16 protein-coding genes, 1 tRNA gene and 1 pseudogene are annotated in these 19,244 nt (G+C 54.5%); 14 read left to right on the top strand and 4 right to left on the bottom strand.

Translation table 11 applies throughout. The features are described from left to right. The first annotated feature begins 308 nt into the window (after positions 1-308). The 12 genes from EBB_RS20255 (at position 309) to EBB_RS20200 (ending at position 14,584) form a co-directional block, all read left to right on the top strand. On the top strand, positions 309-2,183 hold the full coding sequence (locus EBB_RS20255; protein ID WP_192395537.1) for a type II secretion system protein GspD: 1,875 nt from the start codon (positions 309-311) through the stop codon (positions 2,181-2,183). Next, positions 2,180-2,659, top strand: a complete 480-nt coding sequence (locus EBB_RS20250) for a tetratricopeptide repeat protein (RefSeq protein ID WP_192395536.1) — start codon at positions 2,180-2,182, stop codon at positions 2,657-2,659. Before EBB_RS20255 ends, EBB_RS20250 begins: the two co-directional genes overlap by 4 nt. 32 nt (positions 2,660-2,691) lie before the next feature. After that, the gene (locus EBB_RS20245) at positions 2,692-2,895 is read left to right on the top strand and encodes a hypothetical protein (protein ID WP_223146883.1); all 204 of its coding nucleotides are present in this window, start codon (positions 2,692-2,694) and stop codon (positions 2,893-2,895) included. A gap of 287 nt (positions 2,896-3,182) precedes the next feature. Beyond that, a complete protein-coding gene (locus tag EBB_RS20240; RefSeq protein ID WP_192395535.1) occupies positions 3,183-4,127 on the top strand; it encodes a type II secretion system protein in 945 nt (314 codons plus the stop codon). A 443-nt stretch (positions 4,128-4,570) separates the two neighbouring features. Then, positions 4,571-6,313: a PglL family O-oligosaccharyltransferase gene (locus EBB_RS20235; protein WP_192395534.1), complete on the top strand. Its 1,743-nt coding sequence runs from the start codon at positions 4,571-4,573 to the stop codon at positions 6,311-6,313. A 303-nt stretch (positions 6,314-6,616) separates the two neighbouring features. Then, complete coding sequence (locus EBB_RS20230; RefSeq protein WP_192395533.1) at positions 6,617-7,294, top strand: prepilin-type N-terminal cleavage/methylation domain-containing protein; 678 nt, start codon at positions 6,617-6,619, stop codon at positions 7,292-7,294. Then, positions 7,291-8,373, top strand: coding sequence for a type II secretion system protein (locus tag EBB_RS20225; RefSeq protein WP_192395532.1), 1,083 nt, complete (start codon positions 7,291-7,293; stop codon positions 8,371-8,373). The genes EBB_RS20230 and EBB_RS20225 overlap by 4 nt, the downstream gene beginning before the upstream one ends. A 361-nt stretch (positions 8,374-8,734) precedes the next feature. Further along, on the top strand, positions 8,735-10,549 hold the full coding sequence (locus EBB_RS20220; RefSeq protein WP_192395531.1) for a hypothetical protein: 1,815 nt from the start codon (positions 8,735-8,737) through the stop codon (positions 10,547-10,549). Further along, positions 10,527-11,252, top strand: coding sequence for a hypothetical protein (locus EBB_RS20215; RefSeq protein WP_192395530.1), 726 nt, complete (start codon positions 10,527-10,529; stop codon positions 11,250-11,252). Before EBB_RS20220 ends, EBB_RS20215 begins: the two co-directional genes overlap by 23 nt. A 4-nt stretch (positions 11,253-11,256) precedes the next feature. Then, on the top strand, positions 11,257-12,909 hold the full coding sequence (locus tag EBB_RS20210) for a GspE/PulE family protein (RefSeq protein WP_192395529.1): 1,653 nt from the start codon (positions 11,257-11,259) through the stop codon (positions 12,907-12,909). 1 nt (position 12,910) lies between these two features. Further along, entirely contained in the window at positions 12,911-14,134 is a 1,224-nt protein-coding gene (locus tag EBB_RS20205) for a type II secretion system F family protein (RefSeq protein WP_192395528.1), read from the top strand. After that, the gene (locus EBB_RS20200) at positions 14,135-14,584 is read left to right on the top strand and encodes a hypothetical protein (RefSeq protein ID WP_223146882.1); all 450 of its coding nucleotides are present in this window, start codon (positions 14,135-14,137) and stop codon (positions 14,582-14,584) included. It abuts the gene before it with no gap. Positions 14,585-14,601: 17 nt separating this feature from the next. On the opposite strand, the gene EBB_RS26525 is transcribed toward EBB_RS20200, so the two are convergent. From EBB_RS26525 to EBB_RS20185, 4 genes and pseudogenes are all read right to left on the bottom strand, one after another. Beyond that, positions 14,602-14,922, bottom strand: a complete 321-nt coding sequence (locus EBB_RS26525) for a response regulator transcription factor (RefSeq protein ID WP_306790029.1) — start codon at positions 14,920-14,922, stop codon at positions 14,602-14,604. 4 nt (positions 14,923-14,926) lie between these two features. Continuing rightward, positions 14,927-15,229 (bottom strand): response regulator, encoded by a 303-nt coding sequence (locus EBB_RS26520; protein WP_306790084.1) that lies wholly within the window; start codon positions 15,227-15,229, stop codon positions 14,927-14,929. Between the two features lie 216 nt (positions 15,230-15,445). Beyond that, complete coding sequence (locus tag EBB_RS20190) at positions 15,446-16,330, bottom strand: fructosamine kinase family protein (RefSeq protein ID WP_192395527.1); 885 nt, start codon at positions 16,328-16,330, stop codon at positions 15,446-15,448. A 14-nt stretch (positions 16,331-16,344) separates the two neighbouring features. Continuing rightward, positions 16,345-18,005 (bottom strand): annotated as a pseudogene (locus EBB_RS20185) (glutamine--tRNA ligase/YqeY domain fusion protein). A 242-nt stretch (positions 18,006-18,247) separates the two neighbouring features. On the opposite strand from EBB_RS20185, the gene rpoH reads away from it, so the two are divergent. Both rpoH and EBB_RS20175 read left to right on the top strand, forming a co-directional pair. Further along, positions 18,248-19,102, top strand: a complete 855-nt coding sequence (gene rpoH, locus EBB_RS20180) for an RNA polymerase sigma factor RpoH (RefSeq protein WP_192395526.1) — start codon at positions 18,248-18,250, stop codon at positions 19,100-19,102. Positions 19,103-19,150: 48 nt separating this feature from the next. After that, a tRNA-Leu gene (locus tag EBB_RS20175) sits at positions 19,151-19,235 on the top strand. The last annotated feature ends 9 nt before the right edge of the window (positions 19,236-19,244 follow it).

Raw genomic sequence — 19,244 nt, 5'->3', positions numbered from 1 at the left:
GGCGATTTGAATATAAAGATGCTTCTGTCAGACCCAAGAAACCGTCGTTCCCGCAAGGATACCCACAGGGCACAAGAGCGGGTAGCCCAGAGCCATGGAGGGCGCGCTTCGACTTATCCATGCGGTTTGGGCTCGGCTAAGGACAGCTTGAACAACGGTTTTTCCAACATGGCGGAAGCATCTTTATATTCAAATTTTAAACAGCCTACTGATACGCAAACGGCAATCGTCTTGGGAATTAAGCCTCCGCGCCCGCCAAGATTTTCGATAAGTGCAAAACATGAATTATCAAGTTACTGAGGCTGTAATTGAAAATCGTAAAACTAAGGCGCGTCAAGGTGTTGTGCATGCTCATGCTGTTGTCGGCAGGCTTTACCCTGCGCGCTGCCGCCAAGTCTTTCGAAATTCAGGAACTGGAATTCAAAAACTCCCAGGTCTCCGACATCATCCGCGTACTGTCGGAAGACGCCAGCGTCAACATCGTTGCCACGCCGGAAGCGGGCAAAAAGAACGTCACTATTTTTTTAAAAAAAGTCAGCTTGGAAGACGCCATTCGCACCATTTGCCGCATCAGCGATCTTTGGTATCGCCAGGATAATGGCGATGCCGGTACCTTTAGACTGATGACCAAGGAAGAGTACAGCAAAGATCTGGTGATGGGCCAAGACGACGATGTGCGCGTGTTTCAATTGCGCAACCCCAATGTTATGGCGGTGGCTATGGCTATCGAAAGCCTGTATGGCAATCGGGTACGAGTGTCTTATGGCAACGCGATGATGTTGAGCGGCATGGGTGGTATGAACGGGCGTGGTGGTAACGGCCGTAGCGGCGGCTTCGGCAATAACCGCGGCATGGGCAATACCGGCTTCGGTGGCGGTATGGGTAGTTTTGGCGGCGGCATGGGCGGCGGTTTCGGTGGTGGGTTTCAAGGTGGTTTTGGCGGTGGCAGCAGCGGCAATATGTACGGCGGACGTAACAATCGTTTTTCCGGCGGCATGGGCAATCAAGGCGCGGCCGGCGGTCGCTATGGTAACTTGCAACAAGGTTTCCGCGAAGAAGTACCCAAGGATTTAAGCGTCGAACAACTCGCGGAACTCGGCGCCGACGGCAAACGTGTCGATCCCGGCGAACTGTCCGAGGTGTCCGGTATCAACAAAGTGATATACGTCACCATCAACGCTGAACACAATCAATTGATCGTCAAGACCAGCGACAACGCCATTCTTAAATCCATTTCCAGCCTGGTCGATCAACTCGACAAGCCGCAAAATCAGGTGATGCTGGAAATGAAGATTATCGACGTCAAGGTTGGTGAAGACTTTAGCTCTTTGTTCAACTTCGAAATCAAAAATACCAAGATTCAAGGCGATAGCCTCAATCCTTTGATCATGGGCGGCGCAGCGGCCATGACCGGCGGCGGCAGCTTTGTTTACGAATTTCTCAGCGACAAAATCAAAGCCAATATCGAATTTCTGGAAAAAAATAACCGCGTCAACGTGGTTTCCAATCCCATGCTGGTGGCGTCCAATCATCGCCCGGCTAACCTGTTCGTTGGCGAGGAACGCATCATGGTGCGTGGCTATTCCATCGATAATATCGATAACCTGAATACCACCCGCACTATCACCACCCCGGAAACCGAGCTAGAAGAAATCGGCACCACCCTGGAAGTGACGCCGCATATCAACGCCGACGGTACCATCCACATCCAGCTCAGGCAGGAAAACTCCACGCTCAACGAAGGCGCGGCCTCCATTCCAGTGACCAATAACACCAGCGGTGAAGTGGTGGATTTACCGGTGGACACCATTACCACCGCCCGTATGGAAGGTGAAATTTTCGCCCGGCACGGTTATACCGTAGCAGTGGGCGGCTTGATTCGTGACAGCTTTTCCCGCAACCGCCGCAAAGTGCCTTATCTGGCCGACATCCCGGTGCTCGGTCAGGTGTTTAGACAAACTACCGACGCCGACAGTAAATCGGAAATGGTGTTGTTGATTACGCCCTATGTGCTGAACCAAGGCAACGACAGCCACCAAGAATACGATCCCACCGACAAATACCATCGCTACGCGCCGGACATCGCCATGCAAGCCAAGCCGGTGCCCAAACCGGAAAATCCCGACGAACCGGTTTGCGGAGAGTTTTGCGCGCCGCCGCGCCTGAGGGAGTCGGACCAATGAGCCGCGACAATTTAAAAACTCGGCGCGGATTCCCGATACCGAACCAATTCTATGTCCGGAGTTTGCTGAGTCTGTTCGTGCTGGCCTGCACCGCTTGCCAGCCCAACCACATGGGTCTGGACACTCCGGCCGACATCGCCACCGAAAACTGTTACGCCTACCGCTACGGCGACAAATTGCGCAAGATCAACTTTGCCCAGGCCTTCGATTGGTGCCATCGCGCCGCTGGCTCGGGCGACGCCAACAGCCAGGCCCTGCTGGGCGAACTGTATTACCTGGGATTGGGCGGTCCGCAGGACATGACACTGGCGGCACGTTGGTTCGAATCCGCCGCCCGCCAGGGGCACGCCCACGCCCAGTACATGCTGTATCGGGTGCACGCCACCAGCACCAATCTGGAGCAACAGGAAAAAGCCGAATATTGGCTGAATCAGGCCCGCCATAGCGGTTACAAACTGGCCTTGCCCGCGCAATGAACACGCTTGAATTGAATGAGGGAGAAATAGAGATGATGAGAAACCATAAGCACATGCAAGCCCAACCCGTCAAAAGCAAGCTGATGGAATTGCTTGATGAAGTATTGCAGCACGACGGCTTCGGCGAAATCCGCGTCGAAGTCAAAATTCTCAAGCGTCAGCAAAAGGAAGTGATTTTGCACTGCGGCAAACAATACCGCTTTGTAGTTGATAGCGGCTTGCCGGGCCAAGCTTGATACTTGCAGTTGGCACGGTCCGTATGGCTATGCGGGAGATTGGCAATGAGGCCGCTTTAGCCTTATTAATTCCCCTCTTTGGCAAAGAGGGGCCAGGGGAGATTTTCTAAATAATCCCCTATCTTTTTCTGCCCAGTGGGCACGAGGAAGACAGAGAACTCAGGACTAATCCGCGCACGGATGCGCATAACAAAACGAGTGTGATGGGGTCACATCAAAAAACCAAAAAATAAGATGACCAACAGGCTGCGTGAGGCAGTTGCGGCATTTACATTTGAGAAAACAGTATGAAAGGCAAACAACTGAAAAGACTGCAACACAGACAAGCGGGTTTCACCTTACTGGAACTGTTGGTGGTTATCACGCTGATCGCTACGTTGGCGACGGCGGCATTGGTGGCGTATGACGGTATTGGCGACAGCGCGCAAGCAACTGCAGCGTCCAACAGTACCTCCACTGCTGACGGCGCGATTCGTAACTACCGTGCAGTTACGCAAAAATTCCCTGATCAATGGGATAACTTGGTAACAACCGCAGGTGCCAGCCCTGCATTCTTGTCTGATCGAACAGCTGCGCGGTTTGCCAATTGGGCGCGACCAGTATCCACTTCTGCTTTTAGCATCGCATTGAACACCGCGATGGCGGCAGTTGGTATTACGGAAATACAGGAGCGCACCGTTGCGACAACTACTGCGGGCGTAGAGCCAAACTTGCAACACAATGAGGGCGCGACCCAGAATAACGGTGAAGCCGCAGAGAACGAATGGGCCACCGTAGCCAATGTCGCCATCCTGCCAACATTCGGGGATACCGCTATAGGTACCGGTGCTTGTAGTGTAAATGGTACTGCGTTGGGTACCAAGTTGGACGGCGCCGCTATGACTGCTCTTGACGATGGCAACCGTCAAAACGTCATCAACGATTCACTGGAAAGCGACCAATGTAATCTTGTGATTGCTTTGGGCTTTGGACATGATGCCGCGCATAGCACTAGCAACTCATCAGTAGCAATTTCCACAGCGCCGACTTTCGTCAGCCAAAACATCAATCCGGCAACCACTTACGCCCGTTACATCGCGTTGTTCCACGTTGGTCAAGACGGCGCGAACGCTGGTGCTGTGGACAACAACATTGTAACCGGTGAATTATTCACTAAACCCCGTCTGCTGGCGGTGGTTGACACTGAAGGCCGTATGATCGACGAAAACATCGCCGCTCAAAATCCTAACTAAGTTTAGCTAGGTAAGCCGGTTCCCACGGTCCGCCGTGGGAATCCCTGCTAGCTCTGGGCTTTTCTGCAGAGTTTAGAGCTAGCAGGTAGCGGGCCTTCCGCCATTTCGGACGGTCGCATTTGAAACAGGTGGACAGTGCAAATGGCAGCCTTTGGGCTTTGCCGCGTGCAAGCGTCACAGCCATTCATTAAGTGCCACCTCGGCAGAGATTGCCGAAGTCCGGAGACCGGGGATGGCGACGGCGTTTCACCGCTCGGCAACCTGGATTTCGCTAGTCGTAAGCGCGTGAAGTGCATCCCTGGTGGAATGGTGGCCTATTTTCCGGCTCTTAATCGCGTCCCTGAGGGTGATGAGTAAGATCGAAGGACGAATGGTTATACCCAAGAGCACAACAGCCGCTCATGTTTTGAAAAGTGCAACACAACTGAAACTGATAACAAACGATGAAATCGCTCCACTTCTCCAAACTTCCACCGCTCACCCTGCTGCTAGTGGGCTTGTTGCCGATTTTGCCTTGGTTGGCGCCCTGGCATTTGCAGCCGGTAATCACTTTTCATTTGGAATGGCTGGCGGTAGTCGGCGGATTGCTGGCTTGTGCGGCGGCATTGCCAGGCTTGTGGCGTAGCGAGCATTTGCAGCTACCGCGCACACTGTGGTTGCCTTTAACGCTAGCCGCCTATCTGGCATTGCAAAGCAAACTGTTGCCGCAAGTTGTAGTACCCCATGCATATATGGGGATGGCTTATTTGGCTTGGGCTGCGCTGATGATGGTTTTGATGGCCTATTTGCGGCAACAGTTTGGTGGCGAACGGGTCGGCGGCTGGCTGGCCGGCGGTTTGGTAACAGCTGCCGCGCTGGTGGCCTGGCGTGAGCTATTTGGGCGGTTATCCGGGGAAATCGGCGATTGGGGCGGCGTGGGTCAAGCCAACAATTACGGTGATTTGTTGGCCTTGGGCAGTGTGTCTTTATTGTACTGGCATGCGCTTGGTAGGCTACCTCGGTGGGTATTTGCGTTCTGCGGGTTTAGCCTGATGCTGGGCTTGAGCCTGACGCCTTCTCGCAGCGTTTTATTGTATTGGCTTGCGATATTTGTCATCGCTTGGCGCTACCGTTGCGCTTGGTTGAAACCCATTGCTTTAGGGCTTTTCGGCTATCTGGCATTGCAGGGTTTGTGTTCGCTCGGGGTGTTGCCCGATGCGCAACCGAGCTCGGCGGAACGGATGTTGCAGCAGACCAGCGGCGTGTCGCCACGCTGGCATATCTGGCAAGTGGCCTGGCACTTGTTTTTGCAGCAGCCCTTGCTGGGCCAAGGTTTCGGGCAATTCGACACCGCGTATTTTCAAGCTGGCCGGTATATTCCGGCACTGCCTACCTATATCGAACACGCCCACAACCTGATTTTGCACTTGTTGACCGAACTGGGTTTGTTGCCGGTATTGCTACTGCTGTTGGCTATCAGCCGCTGGGTTCGTCCGGTACTGGCCGTGGGCGAGGGGACAACGCAGCAAGCGTTTAAGACTTGGCTGATGTTGTTAGCGGCAATCTTGGGCATTCACAGCATGTTGGAATATCCGCTGTGGTATGCGCCGTTTTTAGGGGTTGCAGCGATGGTACTGGGCTTGGGTGATGAGTTAAGCCGGCCGATAGCCTTGAAAAAAACCGGCACTGTCATTGCCGGCTCCTGCATTGCTGCTGCCGTGTCCGTGGCGGTTGTGCATGAAACCCACTATCTGCGCATGGAGCTGGCCTTGTTAGCGACGGTGGCGCAACCCTCTCAGCAACGCTCCGATCATCTGGTGGATGTCTGTCAAAAAGCGGTGACGCAAGCGCCGTTGCTAGCACCGTATGTGCCGATGATTTTTACGTTTACCGGCAAGCCTGATGATTTAGCGATGCGGCCGCAACTGACCGTGTTGGCGGATGTTGCCGTGCGTTTCGTGCCGGCCAATAATTTGGTGTACCGACTGGCGCTGATGCAAGCGCTGAACGGCGATCAGCAAGCAGCCAAAAACACGCTGAGCCGGGCCTTGGCCGCTTATCCAAATGATGCCTCGAAGTTTATTGTCGACCTGTTCCATCTCAAAGGCGCGGATAGTGTCAAGGTCAACTTCATGTTGCCGATGCTGGCCTCCACGCTGGGTGCAAAAGTGGTCACCAGCAGCGGCGCGCCTGCTAAGCAGCTTTAAGTGAGATGTTTGATTTGGCTCACACGGTCATCCGCTCGCCGTTATACAAAACTATGTTTGATAACCGTCATTCCGGCATACCCTCTGGGGCACAAGGGGATTGCCGGAGCCGTAGACCGCGAAGCGAATCCAGGCTGCAAGGATAGCTTTAAGCTACCATCCGTGACACTGGATGCCCGCGTCCCGCGGGCATGACGGCAGTTGTGTATAACGGTGAGCGGTCCTTCGTGGGAACGAGGGTTGGCTAAGTTTTTAATTTTCACAAGCAAGTAAATGAGGTGTTTATTGTTTGTTCTTAGCGGGATGTTGCGGTCCGTCGCCTGGCGCGATGTTGCCATCGTGCGTTCCAAAACCATGAAAAGTGGCTCGCAAGCCGGTTTTACCCTGCTGGAGTTATTGGCGGTGATTGCGCTGATGGCAGTGGTGGCCGGCACAGCGGTGCTTGCTTATGAAGGCGTGCAGGATCAAGGTCGCCACGATGCCACCCGGTTTGAAATCGCGGAAATCCGCAATGCTCTGTTGCAGTTCCGCCGCGATAGCGGTAGCAACGATTTGCCGGGGCAGGGGGCTTACGTCTGCGAAGACCCGGCAAACCCCGGCAAAATCAACCCGGATTTGGCTAATCTGCCCAGCGAAGCCGGCAGCACGGATGCAGCAAAACTGGCCTGGTGCGAATCGCCGGCTAATTTCTGGATGCTGTTTGCCGACCCTTCCGGCAGCGGCTGGAATCCCGATACCCGCCGCGGTTGGCACGGCCCGTATTTGCAACGCAAAAGCGCTCTGATGAGTTATGCCGGTGTCGATAATTTGTGGGTGATTACCGATGCCTATCAAGCCAATTACTTGATGCTAGATTTGGATGACGCCGACAAAGCTCGGCTGGTCAGCCTGGGTCCGGATAAAACCGACAATAACCCAACGCCCGGCACCTGCCAGCTGGCCGGCGGCGGTGACGATACCGTGCTGTGTTTGTTGCGATGAATGCGTTGATAGAAACGGCCAAAAGCGCCAAAGCATTGGCTCCCACGCCATATTCCGCGGGTTGGAAAAGTTTGCGGCCACAGCTTGGCTTTACCCTGCTGGAAATGCTGCTGGTGATTTTTTTGATGGCACTGGTGGCGTCCACCGGCTTGCTATTGACCGAGGGCGTGGAAGACCAGGCCAAATACGACGAAACCAAACGCCGGATGGAACTGATCCGTAAAGCCATCGTCGGCGACCCGACCCGCACCGTGAACGGCGCGCCAGAGCTTAGCGGCTTTGTCGCGGATATGGGGCGCTTGCCCTTATGTTTGGCGGAGTTATTGAGGCTCGGTGACGAAGTGCTTCCCGCCACCGTTCCGAAAACGTTTAAATCGCCGTGCGACGACACCGAAATCGTTAGCGAATGGAATTTGGATCAGAACACGGGTGTCGGCATTGGCTGGCGCGGCCCCTATTTACAGGTTATCCCTGAATCCGGCGGCGGCCTGCGTTTTAGAGATGGCTATGGCAACGAGGGCGCGAATGCAGCGGCTGATGCGCTGAACTCAGGATGGCATTACAGCGTAACTGCAGCGACTACCAGTTTAGCTAGCGAGGGCACGGATTTGACGGTTGCAACCGATGACGTGGCCGCGCCGCAACTGATTGTCAGCGCCGACTGGCAGGTGCCATTACCGGCGGCAGTGAGTGTGACTTTTGAGAATCAAAGCGGGGCACCATTGCCAACGCCCAACCCCGTTAACTTGGTGTTGCGCCTTTATTTATCCGATTTGACGGATTATGTCGATTCGGACGAAGGAACCCCTGATTACTTGGTTTTGGCAAAGGATTCAGTATTGGGGAGCGGTCAAAAAACCGAGACCTTTAAGTTGAGCACGCCGCCACTCTTGCCTATCGGACAACGCGGGTATGCGATTGTTTGTTTCGGAGTTCCGTCGGCCAATCCTGATGATTTTGTGATCTTCGATGGCGATTGCCAGGCTGGAAATTCAGTTCCGGCTGTAAGCAACATCCGCAGTTTCAGCGTCTTACCCCGCCAGACATTGAATTTGGCTCTTAATTGGATCATTCCATGAGTCCAGTTTGTCCGAATCGTTCTCAGGATGTATTCCCAGGCTCCGCGGTTACCGCCAATGACTCAAGCCTTCCTCCCCCTTTGAAAAAGGGGGATCGAGGGGGATTTATTCGAAAAATCTCCCCCAACCCCTCTTTTTCAAAGAGGGGAGTAAAACGACAGGGCCTTAACTTGTCCCGGTTCACTCGGTGTACCGCGCGTATCCCTAACAGCCCTCGCACGTTGAACTGTGCGTGGAAAGTCGAATGGCCGGTCCGCAATGCCAGTTATGCAGTGCCTAGTCAGCGGGAGACTGGGAGCGAAAGCCCCAGAGCTAGCGAACGCCGATTCAATATCTTTACCACCCATAACATCCAACCACGATGAAATTTAACCGTTTTATCCCTTTCGCTACCCCGTCGCAGTTATTGGTCTGCGAGACCGACGGTTTTTCCTTGCGTGCCGCCGTGCTGCGCCGGTCCGATCAGGATATGGAATTGCTGTATCAGGCAAAAACCGAGCAGGTGGATATGGCCGAAGGCCTGAGCGATGTGCTGACCACGCTAAAAAGCCAGGGTTGGCAGGGCGGCGGTTCGGCGATTTTGTTGTCGCCGGCGGTGTTTTCCACACTGGTGGAGTTACCCGTCAATCCTCGGAAGCCCCGGCCGTTGTTGCAGATGTTGGAACTGGCGCGCTGGGAAGCGGAGCCGCTGTTGCTGCAACACGTCACCCGCTGGTCGGTGGGGCATTTGTTGGTGGGCCAAGGTTATATGACCGAGGAACAGGCGCGGGCGGTAATGGATTTGCAGCAAGGTAAATCCAGAGCCGGCGGCAGTTTGGCGTTGGCCGAGCAGTTTTCCTTAAGGCGTTTCGGCGATCTGGCGGTGGAGTTGGGTTATATCAAACGCAGCCAGCTCAATGCGTGCTTGACCGGGCAGGAATGGCTGAAAGCCGCCGACGAGGCCATCGAAGTTGGTTGGGCGGCGCAGAGTGCGGTGGACGATATACCCGGTACGTTTAACTGGCTGATTAGTTGCGTGCATCAAAGTTTATTGCAGCGCTGGTCGGACGCTTTCGCGCGGCAGGGTTTGAAATTGCAAACCATGTATCCCTTGACCGGTTGCAGTGCGGCCTTATTGCCCGCGACAGAAACCCACGCGGTGCTGCTGGAGACTCAACCCGGTTTGGGGTTTAGCACGCGGATAGCCGCTGGCGGGATTACGGCCTTGCGCCACTATTTGAATCTGCACAAAGCGCCGCTGGATATTTGCCTGGAAAGCTACCACGCGCTGCATGCGCCGCCGCGCGAGCCGGTCTGGCTGGCTAGTTGGCCGCCGGCACCGGAGTTGGCCGCCAATTTGGAACACATGCTGGAACTGGATTTGCACCCGCTAACCCATGCTGTCGTTGGCGATAAGGTCTCGCCGGGCATGGCCGGAGCGGCTTACCACGCCCTGGGCTTGGCCGAAGCTGAGCGTTGTGTGGGGGTGCGCTTGGGCGGCCCGTTGCCGGCGCTGCGTGATCGCTTGGAGGTGCGGGCCGCGGCGCTGGTGCTGCTGCTATTGGTGCTGGTCGGCGTGGCCGAGCTGTCGTTGTGGGCGCGCAAAAGCAGCGTGGAGAGCTACAAGCAGCAGGTGGATACCAGCTGGCAAAGTATCGATGAGGCTATTAAGCGCATCAACGCCCAAGCGGCTGAAATTGCCCAGATCAAGGACAAGATCAAGAATTTGCGAACCGAACAGTCGCGCCTGGAAAATCTGGCCCGCTTCTATGACGAAGACATTCCTGAACGCATGGATTTGGTCAAAGGCGTGTTGGGTATGCTGCAAACGCTGGTTGACAATGAGGTGGTCATCGAGCGCTTGGATGAGCCGGACAAGTCGGTATTAAAACCGGCAGTGGCAGCGAACGCGGCGCCGCCTAACCCTATCGACGCCAAACGCATCGAAGCGGAAAACCTGGTGCTGGAGGCCTGGGCGCTCAGCGACAGCGCCGCGCAGACCTTTATCAAACGGGTGGGTGATGCCGCCGCTCGCTGGGACTTGCAGGTTCGCGAACCCAAAGTGACTTTTGGCAAAGGGCCGCTGCAGAGCAACGGCTTCAGTATTTCCTTGCGGCTGGTCAAATTGGCCGAGCCGGACGGCAAAATCATTCGTTTATCCAATCCAAACCCCCATGAAACTACCCCCTTTGAGTAAGCGCGAACAATGGTTGTCGGCTTTGGCTATCGGCGTGATCGTCATCGGCGGTTATGCCTGGTTGCGCTGGGTACCGGCCAATCGGGAAATCGGTCAATTGCAGCAAACGGCGGAAGCCACCGATAAACGCCTGCGTAGCGCCGAGATTCCGGAAGAACCGGATGAGGACATCGAGCGTTTGAAGAGCCAATTAGCGGAACAAGAGCGTTTACTGGCAGCCATCAAAGAGCAGTCGGATAGTGTGGAAAAACATCTGGCTCCGGACGACTCGCAGTTCCTGATCGTGAATATTTCCAAAGTGGCGCGCGATGCGCAGATTCATGTGCGCGCCAATGAGGTGTTCAAAGCGGCGGTAAGCAACAATGCCGCGCCGGTTGCGGCGGCACCGGTAACCGCCAAGAAAAGCCGAAAAAATAAACCGGCGGCTGTGGCGCCGGCCGCTACCGCTGCGCCCATCGCTGCCGTGATTCCGCCGCTGAGTGCCGGTTGGGTGGCACGGATGTCGCCGGGTTCGTTGTTGGAAAGGCCGTTGCGGCGCCTGGAGGTGGAGGGTACCTATCTGGCTTTGAACCGGTTTATTCACGATTTGGATCGGCTGCCGTTTCAAGTAGCGGTACTGCGTATCAGCGTCGAGCGCATGCCGGTGTTGGCGATGCCCGGCTATCCGCAATCCCTGCTGGCCGAAGTGATTTTGGCACTGTAATTTTATGGCTATCAATGACGAACATCTCCTGGAAGCCGGTGTGCGCTGCGGGTTGATTGAAGCCGCGCAATTGGAGCGCCTGCGTCTGGACGCCCGCCGGCAACGCTTGAGTTTGCTAAGCATGGTTCAGGCCCATTATCGTTTTCCGTTATCGGCCTTGCATCGGGCGGTGGCTGAGCAATACGGCATGCCGTATGTCGATCTGGATACGCTGCAGGTGGAAAACACCTTGTTAAAAAAAATTCCGCCCAGTCTGGTGCAGCGCAAATTGCTGTTGCCGGTGAGTGATGGTGAACAAGTGTTACTGATCTGCGGCGATCCGGGCGACCGGGGCGGCATTGATTCGGTGCAACGCTTGTTGGGGCAGGTATTGCCGCTGGCAATGGCCGATCTGGCTTTATTGCAATTAAAGGTAAAGCAGGCATTGGCCGGAAAATCGGCGCCGGAGCAAAGCAGCGCGGTGACGGCGGAGACCGATACCGATTTGGTGGCCATGCTGGACGGTATCATCCGCGAAGCCTATTTTTACCGGGCCTCGGATATTCACTTACTGCCGGATGCTTTGGGTCTGCGGGTTCGTTTGCGGGTGGACGGCAAATTGCGCGATTTTCCATTGGTTGCCAACGCCGGCGCGGCTGCCGCTTTGGTGTCGCGGGTCAAGGTGCTGGCCGGCTTGGATATAGCCGAACAGCGCATGCCGCAGGACGGCGGTTTTTCTTATCATTTGCCACGGCCCATCGATAAGGGCTTTAACATTCGGGTGGCAACGGCGCCGACCCGGCTGGGCGAACGGATGACGCTGCGGCTGCTCGGCCAAGAGGCGTTTGGCTTGACGCTGGCGGATCTGGGTATGATGGAAGACGACTTGCAGCACTTTCGTAAGGTGATTCACCGCCCCTACGGCATGGTGCTACTGACCGGTCCGACCGGGAGCGGTAAATCGACGACCTTGTTCGCCGCGCTCCAGGAAATCAACCGGGCCGACATCAACATCATGACCGTGGAGAACCCCATCGAATACGTGATGCACGGGGTTTCTCAATTGCAGACCGGCCCGAAAGTCAGCTTTGCCGACGCCCTGCGCTCGTTTCTGCGGCACGATCCGGACGTGCTGATGGTGGGCGAGATCCGCGACCCGGAAACTGCGGATGTGGCGGTAAAAGCGGCGATGACCGGGCATTTGGTGTTTTCGACGCTGCACACCAACAACGCGGTGAGCGCCGTCACGCGCTTGATCGACATCGGTTGCGAACCGTTCCTGATCGGTTCCACGGTGGCGGCGGTCATTGCCCAGCGCTTGGTACGCCGCTTATGTGGGCATTGCCGCAAACCGCGCTCGGCGACGCCTGCCGAGCTGGCGGAACTGGGGCGGGATGACGATGCCGTGCAGATTTACGAACCGGGCGGTTGCGTGATCTGCCAGGGCAGCGGTTTTCGCGGCCGGCTGGGATTGTTTGAAACCCTGTGGCTGGATGAAACCCTCGCCCGCTTGGTAGCGCGAGGCAGCGATGAGGAAACCTTGGAAGCCAGTGCCGGTGAGCGTCTGAGTTTTATGTGGGAGGACGGCTGCCGTAAAGTGCTGCTGGGCATGACCACGCTGGACGAGTTACGCGATGTAGCGGTCCACAAAACCCGCGGTATGCGCGGGGTAAACTGAGATGGCTGAATTTGTTTATACCGCCTTGGATGAGCGCGGCAACGAGATTGGCGGCAGGCTGCAAGCCGACGATATTGCCAATGCCGCAGCCCAAATCCGCCAGCGCGGTTTGCGAATATTGGCGTTGCGGCAGGGGCGCGGCAGCAGCGGCTTTTTCGGGCAGGCCAATTTCTCGGACTGGTTGGCTTCGCAACGTTCGGTTACCACCACGGCGCTGATTTTCTTTTTCAGGCAAATGAGCTTTATGCTGCGCGCGGGCCTGCCGGTGGCGCAGGCACTGGAGTTGGCCCAGGCGCAATTAACCAATCCGCGCTTGAATTTGACCTTACGCCTGATGCTGAAAGACATCCGGGGTGGCCAATCGCTGTCGTCGGCGATGAGTAAGCACAAAGCGGTGTTTCCGGAAATGGCGATCAATTTGGTGGTCGCCGGCGAAACCACAGGCGATTTGGATCAGATCATGGAAAGGTTGGCGATACATCTGGATAAAAGAGCCGCATTGCGGGCGCAGACCATCAACGCGATGATTTATCCGGCGATTGTGGTGCTGGCGGCAATCGGTGTCGGCATTTTCATGGTGGTGAAAATCATCCCCAAATTCAGCAAGTTTTTGATGGGCAAAGGCAAAGCCTTGCCGCCGTCCACCCAGTTGCTGGTGGATATATCCGACTTCGTGCGCCAGCATGGCCTGTGGCTGGTAGGCGGTGTGGCGGCTTTGCTGCTGCTGGTGATGTTGATTTATCAAACCCGTAACGGCCGTTTGTGGATAGACCGGTTGTTGCTGCGACTGCCGGTGATCGGCTCGTTGCTGGTGACCGGTGCGATGGCGCAGATGAACTGGGCGTTGTCGATTTTGCTGCGCAGCGGCGTCACTGTGTTTGAAGCGTTGAAAATTACCGCTAATTTGCTGGGCAACCGAGTTTATGTCGATCAGTTGCTGGCCGCATCGAACCAGATTTTAGAGGGCCGGGATATTGCGCGCAGTATCGATCATCCGCGCATTCCGCCGCTGGTGGTGCAGATGGTTGCAGTAGGCGAAGGGACCGGGTCGCTGGACGAAGTGTTACAGGAACTGGGGATTTATTACGAAAAGCTGTTGGAAATTGCGATCAAGCGCCTATCGGCCCTGATCGAGCCGGTGATGATTTTGGTGATCGGTTCGATGGTGGGCTTTGTCTATTATGCATTCTTTCAAGCCTTATTCTCTTTGGTATCGGGGCATTAAATGAGTTTGTCGAATTCAATCAAGCCGATTGCCGGCCTTGTTTTTTCAATGGCGGCACTAGCCGCGCAGGCTCTGGAAGCGCCGGCCACGCCGCTGCCGTTGATGCCTGCGGCGCCGAAGCAGTTGCGCGATCCGTTCACGCCCAGCGAACTGATGTACGAAACGGCAGGAGCGCAGGGCGGCACCGCCGCCGGCGCTTATGGGTTTATGCCAAATCAGGAAACCATGAAGGTGCCTAACCTCAAACTGCGCGGTTTATTGAATCCGTTCGGCAAGGCGTTTATTGCTCTGTTGGAAGTCAGCGGTGTGGGTACTTTTATGGTTCGCGAGGGCGATGAATTCAATTTCGACCCCTCGCAACCCAAGAACGCAATTCGCGTCAGTAAAATTACCCGGCTGAGCGTGACCGTTGAAACCGGTACCTTGGGTTCGATCAGAGTATTGCGCTGATCGGTTTTAGATAGGGTTTACTGATTGAGTATGTTTAGGTTGACGGCGATGTGAGCCAATTCGGTGGTGGTCTGCACCTGCAGTTTTTTCTTGATTTGCGTCGCGTAGTTGGCGATGGTTTTATTGCCCAAACACAGGTGATCGGAAATTTTCGATACCGTCAGGCCTTGGGCCAGTAGCCGGAATATATCAAACTCGCGCGGCGAGAATGCGTTGATTAGCGCTTGATACTGCGCATTGGCAGACGGCTCGTCAGCGGGTTTAAGCAGGCCGGGTTCTGTGTAACCTTTACCTTGCATAATACTTTCTATAGCCGGCAACAATAGATTCGGCGCCATGTTTTTAGTGATGTATCCTTGCGCGCCGCACATACACTTGCTCGTGATAGATGCTGTATACCAAAATCCGCGCATAGGCATCCCGCGCGACGATCCGGCGAATGGCTTCCAGACCGCCGATTCCCGGCATGGATAAATCCATAACCACCAGATCCGGCTTGGACTCGGAATAAAGCTGAATCGCTCGTTCGCCGCGTTCCGCTTCGGCGATGACTTCGACATCGCCACTAACCGACAATAGCATGCGAAAACCCGCGCGAACCACGGCATGGTCATCGACTAACAATATTTTTAGGGTGTTGCTCATGGCAGCGGTGAGATAGGTTGGTGTCATAAATTTCGAAACGGGGCTCTGGATATAAGCTGCTGTTTCGGCTTTAAAATTGATGGCTATTATCCAGGAGGAAATTCCTGAATTTAGGCGGGAAAAATTCTTTTTATGAGTCAGAAAAATGCAGGGGGAATTGCAATTGACTATGTCTATCTACCGTTTCATTTATTGGTGATCCGGTGCTGGGCGCGATTAGTTTAATTCGGCCAATAACTGAGCGATCATGCTGTTGGCCTGGTTCAAGTAGCCGCTGCCGAACAGATTTAGATGGTTAAGGATGTGGTAAAGGTTGTAAAGGGTTTTACGGGTTTTGTAGCCAGGGTCCAGCGGATATTCGGCTTGATAAGCCGCATAAAAATCGCGGCTGAAACCGCCGAATAACTCGGTCATGGCCAGGTCCGCTTCGCGGTCGCCGTAATAGCAAGCCGGGTCGAAGATTATCGGTTGTCCTAGCTTGTCTGCGGCAGCATTGCCGCCCCACAAGTCGCCGTGCAGCAAGGAGGGGTGAGGGCGGTAATCGCTAAAAAAATCGCCAATTTTTTCAAGCAGTTTTTCCCCTTGGCTCTGTAGCGCGCCGCAATAGCCGTTGGCGGCGGCAAACTGCAATTGTTTGCCCAGGCGTTGCTGCTGCCAAAAACTGATCCAATCGTCGTGTCTGGCGTTGTGTTGCGGCGTGGAGCCGATGGTGTTGTCTATGGCCCAGCCGAAATAGGCTTGTGGTCGCTGGTGCAGCAAGGCCAGTTGTTTGCCGAATGAACTGGCGCTGCGGTTATGCAACGCGCCCAATTCGATGAATTCCAGCACCAGATAAGCGTGTTGTTGAAATTCGCCAAAGCAAATCACTTTGGGCACGCGCACCGCGCCTATGTCGGCCAACTCGCGTAAACCGGCCGCTTCCGCTACAAACATCTCTGCCAGGCTTGCCCGGTTTAATTTGATAAACCAGTCGATATTGGCGGCTTGCAGCCGGTAAGCGCTGTTGATGTCGCCACCGCCGATACTGCTTAGGCGGTGGTTATTTAAGGATTGGCCGGTTTGGGTTTCGAGATGGCTAATTATCGGTTGCAAAGCGGCCATGGTCGATTAACCGGTTATTTTGCCCAACTGTCGCGTAAGGTCACGGTACGGTTAAACACCCGTTTTTCCGGTGTGCTGTCGGCATAGTCCAGGCAAAAATAACCGGTACGTTCGAACTGATAACGGGTATCCGGCGTGGCGTTGGCCAGGCTGGCTTCCACCCGGCAATCAGTCAACACTTCCAGCGAATTGGGGTTGATGCCATCCAGGAAATTGTCCAAAGTGTCCGGGTTGGGATGGCTGAACAAGCGGTCGTATAAACGCAGTTCGGCGGGCAGGGCGTGTTGTTCCGATACCCAATGGATGACGCCTTTGACTTTGCGGCCTTCCGGATTTTTGCCCAAGGTGGCCGGATCGTAACTGCAATGCAGTTCTATGACATTGCCGGCTGCGTCTTTAATCACTTCCTCGCATTTGATGACATAGGAGCCGCGCAGTCGGACTTCGCCGCCTGGTACCAATCGTTTGAAGTCTTTAGGCGGATTTTCCATAAAATCGTCTTGTTCGATCAAAATGGTTTTGGAAAAACTGACTTCGCGGCTACCCATTTCCGGTTTTTGCGGATGGTTGGCGATTTGGTAGGTTTCGGTTTTGCCATCTTCCCAGTTGCTGATGACGACTTTTAACGGCCTTAACACGGCCATTGCCCGAGGTGCGCGTTCGTTCAAGTCTTCACGAATGCAATTTTCCAAAACACCCATTTCGATCCAAGAATCGTTTTTGGTGACGCCGATGCGTTCGCAGAAGTCGCGAATCGCTTCCGGGGTAAAACCGGCCCGGCGCAGGCCGGAAATGGTTGGCATGCGCGGATCGTCCCAACCGTTGACGTGTTTTTCGGTCACCAATTGCAGCAGTTTACGCTTGCTGACGATGGTGTATTCCAATTGCAGACGGGCGAATTCGATTTGTTGCGGATGGCAAGGGGTTTGCAATTTGTCCAGTACCCAGTCGTACAGCGGACGGTGATCTTCAAACTCCAAGGTGCAGATCGAGTGGGTGATACCTTCCAAAGCATCGGAAATGCAATGGGTGTAGTCGTACATGGGGTACACACACCAGGCATCGCCGGTACGTTGGTGATGAACACGGCGAATGCGGTAGATGGTCGGGTCGCGCATATTGATGTTGGGCGAGGCCATATCGATTTTGGCGCGCAGCACATACTGGCCGTCGGCGAACTCACCGGCGCGCATGCGGGTGAACAAATCCAGGTTTTCCTCGATGCTGCGGTTGCGGTCCGCACTTTCTTTGCCGGGTTCGGTCAAGGTGCCGCGGTCCGCACGCATTTGCTCCGGCGTGGAGCTGTCCACATAAGCATCGCCTTGTTTGATCAGCTGTACCGCGTAATCGTAAAGCTGTTCGAAGTAATCGGAGGCGTGATATTTGCCGGCCCATTTAAAACCCAACCATTGCACGTCGCGTTCGATGGCTTCCATATATTCGACACTTTCTTTTTCCGGATTGGTGTCGTCGAAGCGCAAGTTGCAAGTGCCTTGGTTTTCGGCAGCTAGTGTGAAATTCAGGCAAATCGATTTGGCGTGGCCGATATGCAGATAGCCATTGGGTTCGGGGGGAAGCGGGTGGCAACTTTGCCGTTGTTTGTGTTGGCGGCCAGATCGGCGGCAATGATATGTCTAATAAAGTTGGATGATACGGGGCTATCGGAAGCTGACATGTTTGAGTAAATGGCTGTGGTTATTTATAAGGTGGGCGGCAAATATTGAGTCAGTCGCCATTTTAACGAGTTTGGCCGGAATTCGTAAAGGCGGCATCGTCGGCTGGTTTTGCATTAAAATCAAGGCTAAATACATTGTAACTTTTTGTATTACAAGATTTTTACTAAATTATTAGCACTCTCGTTTATCGAGTGCTAGAATTTGACCATCGTTAATTTATTCCACCGGAAACGAGGGTGATATGAACAACAGCTTGGCTTTACCGATCAATTTATCGGTTGGGACGTTTGATTCTTATTTAAGCCTGGTAGCCCAAATGCCTAAGCTCAGTGTAGAGCAGGAGCAGGATTTGGCTTTGCGTTACCGAGATGAAGGCGACTTAAACGCCGCACGCGAGCTGGTTATGTCCAATTTGCGTTTCGTAGCGCATGTGGCCAGAGGCTATGCGGGTTATGGTTTGCCGTTGGCGGACATCGTGCAAGAAGGCAATATTGGCTTGATGAAAGCGGTAAAACGCTTCGACCCTGATATGGGGGTGCGCTTGGTATCGTTTGCCGTACATTGGATCAAAGCCGAAATCCATGAATATGTGATCAAAAACTGGCGCATCGTTAAAGTTGCAACGACTAAAGCACAGCGCAAACTGTTTTTTAATCTGCGCAAATTCAAAAAGGACTTGAGCTATCTATCGCAAGACGATGCGGAAGCGATAGCAGAGAACCTGGACGTGGATGTCAAAACGGTTTACGAAATGGAACGGCGTTTGGACGGTCGCGATATAGGACTTGAGCCGACGGGCGACGACAGCGAAGACCATGCGCAGGCGCCTATCGCTTATTTGGAACAGCATGGCGCCGATCCGGCTTTATTGCTGGAAAATAGCGACTGGGAAGACCGCAAGGAAGAATTGCTGATGGATGCAATGGCGGGCCTGGATGACAGAAGCCGCGATATTCTGGCTAGTCGCTGGCTGGTGGAAGAAAAAGCCACTTTGCACGAATTAGCTGATCGTTATCAAGTTTCGGCCGAGCGTATTAGACAGTTGGAACAAAACGCTATGAAAAAACTGAAAGCAGCAGTGACTTTGGCGGCGTAAAAAATAGTTTGGCATTTCTGAAGAAATCAGTATAATGATGCTTTCTTTGCCGGGGTGGTGAAACTGGTAGACGCGCCGGATTCAAAATCCGGTTCCGAAAGGAGTGTCGGTTCGATTCCGACCCTCGGTACCAAAGAAAGAT

Origin of the sequence: Methylomonas fluvii, from assembly GCF_014850975.1 — a bacterium.
GTDB lineage: Bacteria > Pseudomonadota > Gammaproteobacteria > Methylococcales > Methylomonadaceae > Methylomonas > Methylomonas fluvii.
The sequence above is the reverse complement of the archived record's forward strand: the minus strand, read 5'-3'. Positions and strand labels throughout refer to the sequence as shown.

Coding starts and splice junctions, on each gene's coding strand:
- EBB_RS20250 (WP_192395536.1), top strand. CDS start 2,180: ATGAGCCGCGACAATTTAAAAACTCGGCGCGGATTCCCGATACCGAAC.
- EBB_RS20245 (WP_223146883.1), top strand. CDS start 2,692: ATGATGAGAAACCATAAGCACATGCAAGCCCAACCCGTCAAAAGCAAG.
- EBB_RS20240 (WP_192395535.1), top strand. CDS start 3,183: ATGAAAGGCAAACAACTGAAAAGACTGCAACACAGACAAGCGGGTTTC.
- EBB_RS20235 (WP_192395534.1), top strand. CDS start 4,571: ATGAAATCGCTCCACTTCTCCAAACTTCCACCGCTCACCCTGCTGCTA.
- EBB_RS20230 (WP_192395533.1), top strand. CDS start 6,617: ATGTTGCGGTCCGTCGCCTGGCGCGATGTTGCCATCGTGCGTTCCAAA.
- EBB_RS20225 (WP_192395532.1), top strand. CDS start 7,291: ATGAATGCGTTGATAGAAACGGCCAAAAGCGCCAAAGCATTGGCTCCC.
- EBB_RS20220 (WP_192395531.1), top strand. CDS start 8,735: ATGAAATTTAACCGTTTTATCCCTTTCGCTACCCCGTCGCAGTTATTG.
- EBB_RS20215 (WP_192395530.1), top strand. CDS start 10,527: ATGAAACTACCCCCTTTGAGTAAGCGCGAACAATGGTTGTCGGCTTTG.
- EBB_RS20210 (WP_192395529.1), top strand. CDS start 11,257: ATGGCTATCAATGACGAACATCTCCTGGAAGCCGGTGTGCGCTGCGGG.
- EBB_RS20205 (WP_192395528.1), top strand. CDS start 12,911: ATGGCTGAATTTGTTTATACCGCCTTGGATGAGCGCGGCAACGAGATT.
- EBB_RS20200 (WP_223146882.1), top strand. CDS start 14,135: ATGAGTTTGTCGAATTCAATCAAGCCGATTGCCGGCCTTGTTTTTTCA.
- EBB_RS26525 (WP_306790029.1), bottom strand. CDS start 14,922: ATGGCGCCGAATCTATTGTTGCCGGCTATAGAAAGTATTATGCAAGGT.
- EBB_RS26520 (WP_306790084.1), bottom strand. CDS start 15,229: ATGAGCAACACCCTAAAAATATTGTTAGTCGATGACCATGCCGTGGTT.
- EBB_RS20190 (WP_192395527.1), bottom strand. CDS start 16,330: ATGGCCGCTTTGCAACCGATAATTAGCCATCTCGAAACCCAAACCGGC.
- rpoH (WP_192395526.1), top strand. CDS start 18,248: ATGAACAACAGCTTGGCTTTACCGATCAATTTATCGGTTGGGACGTTT.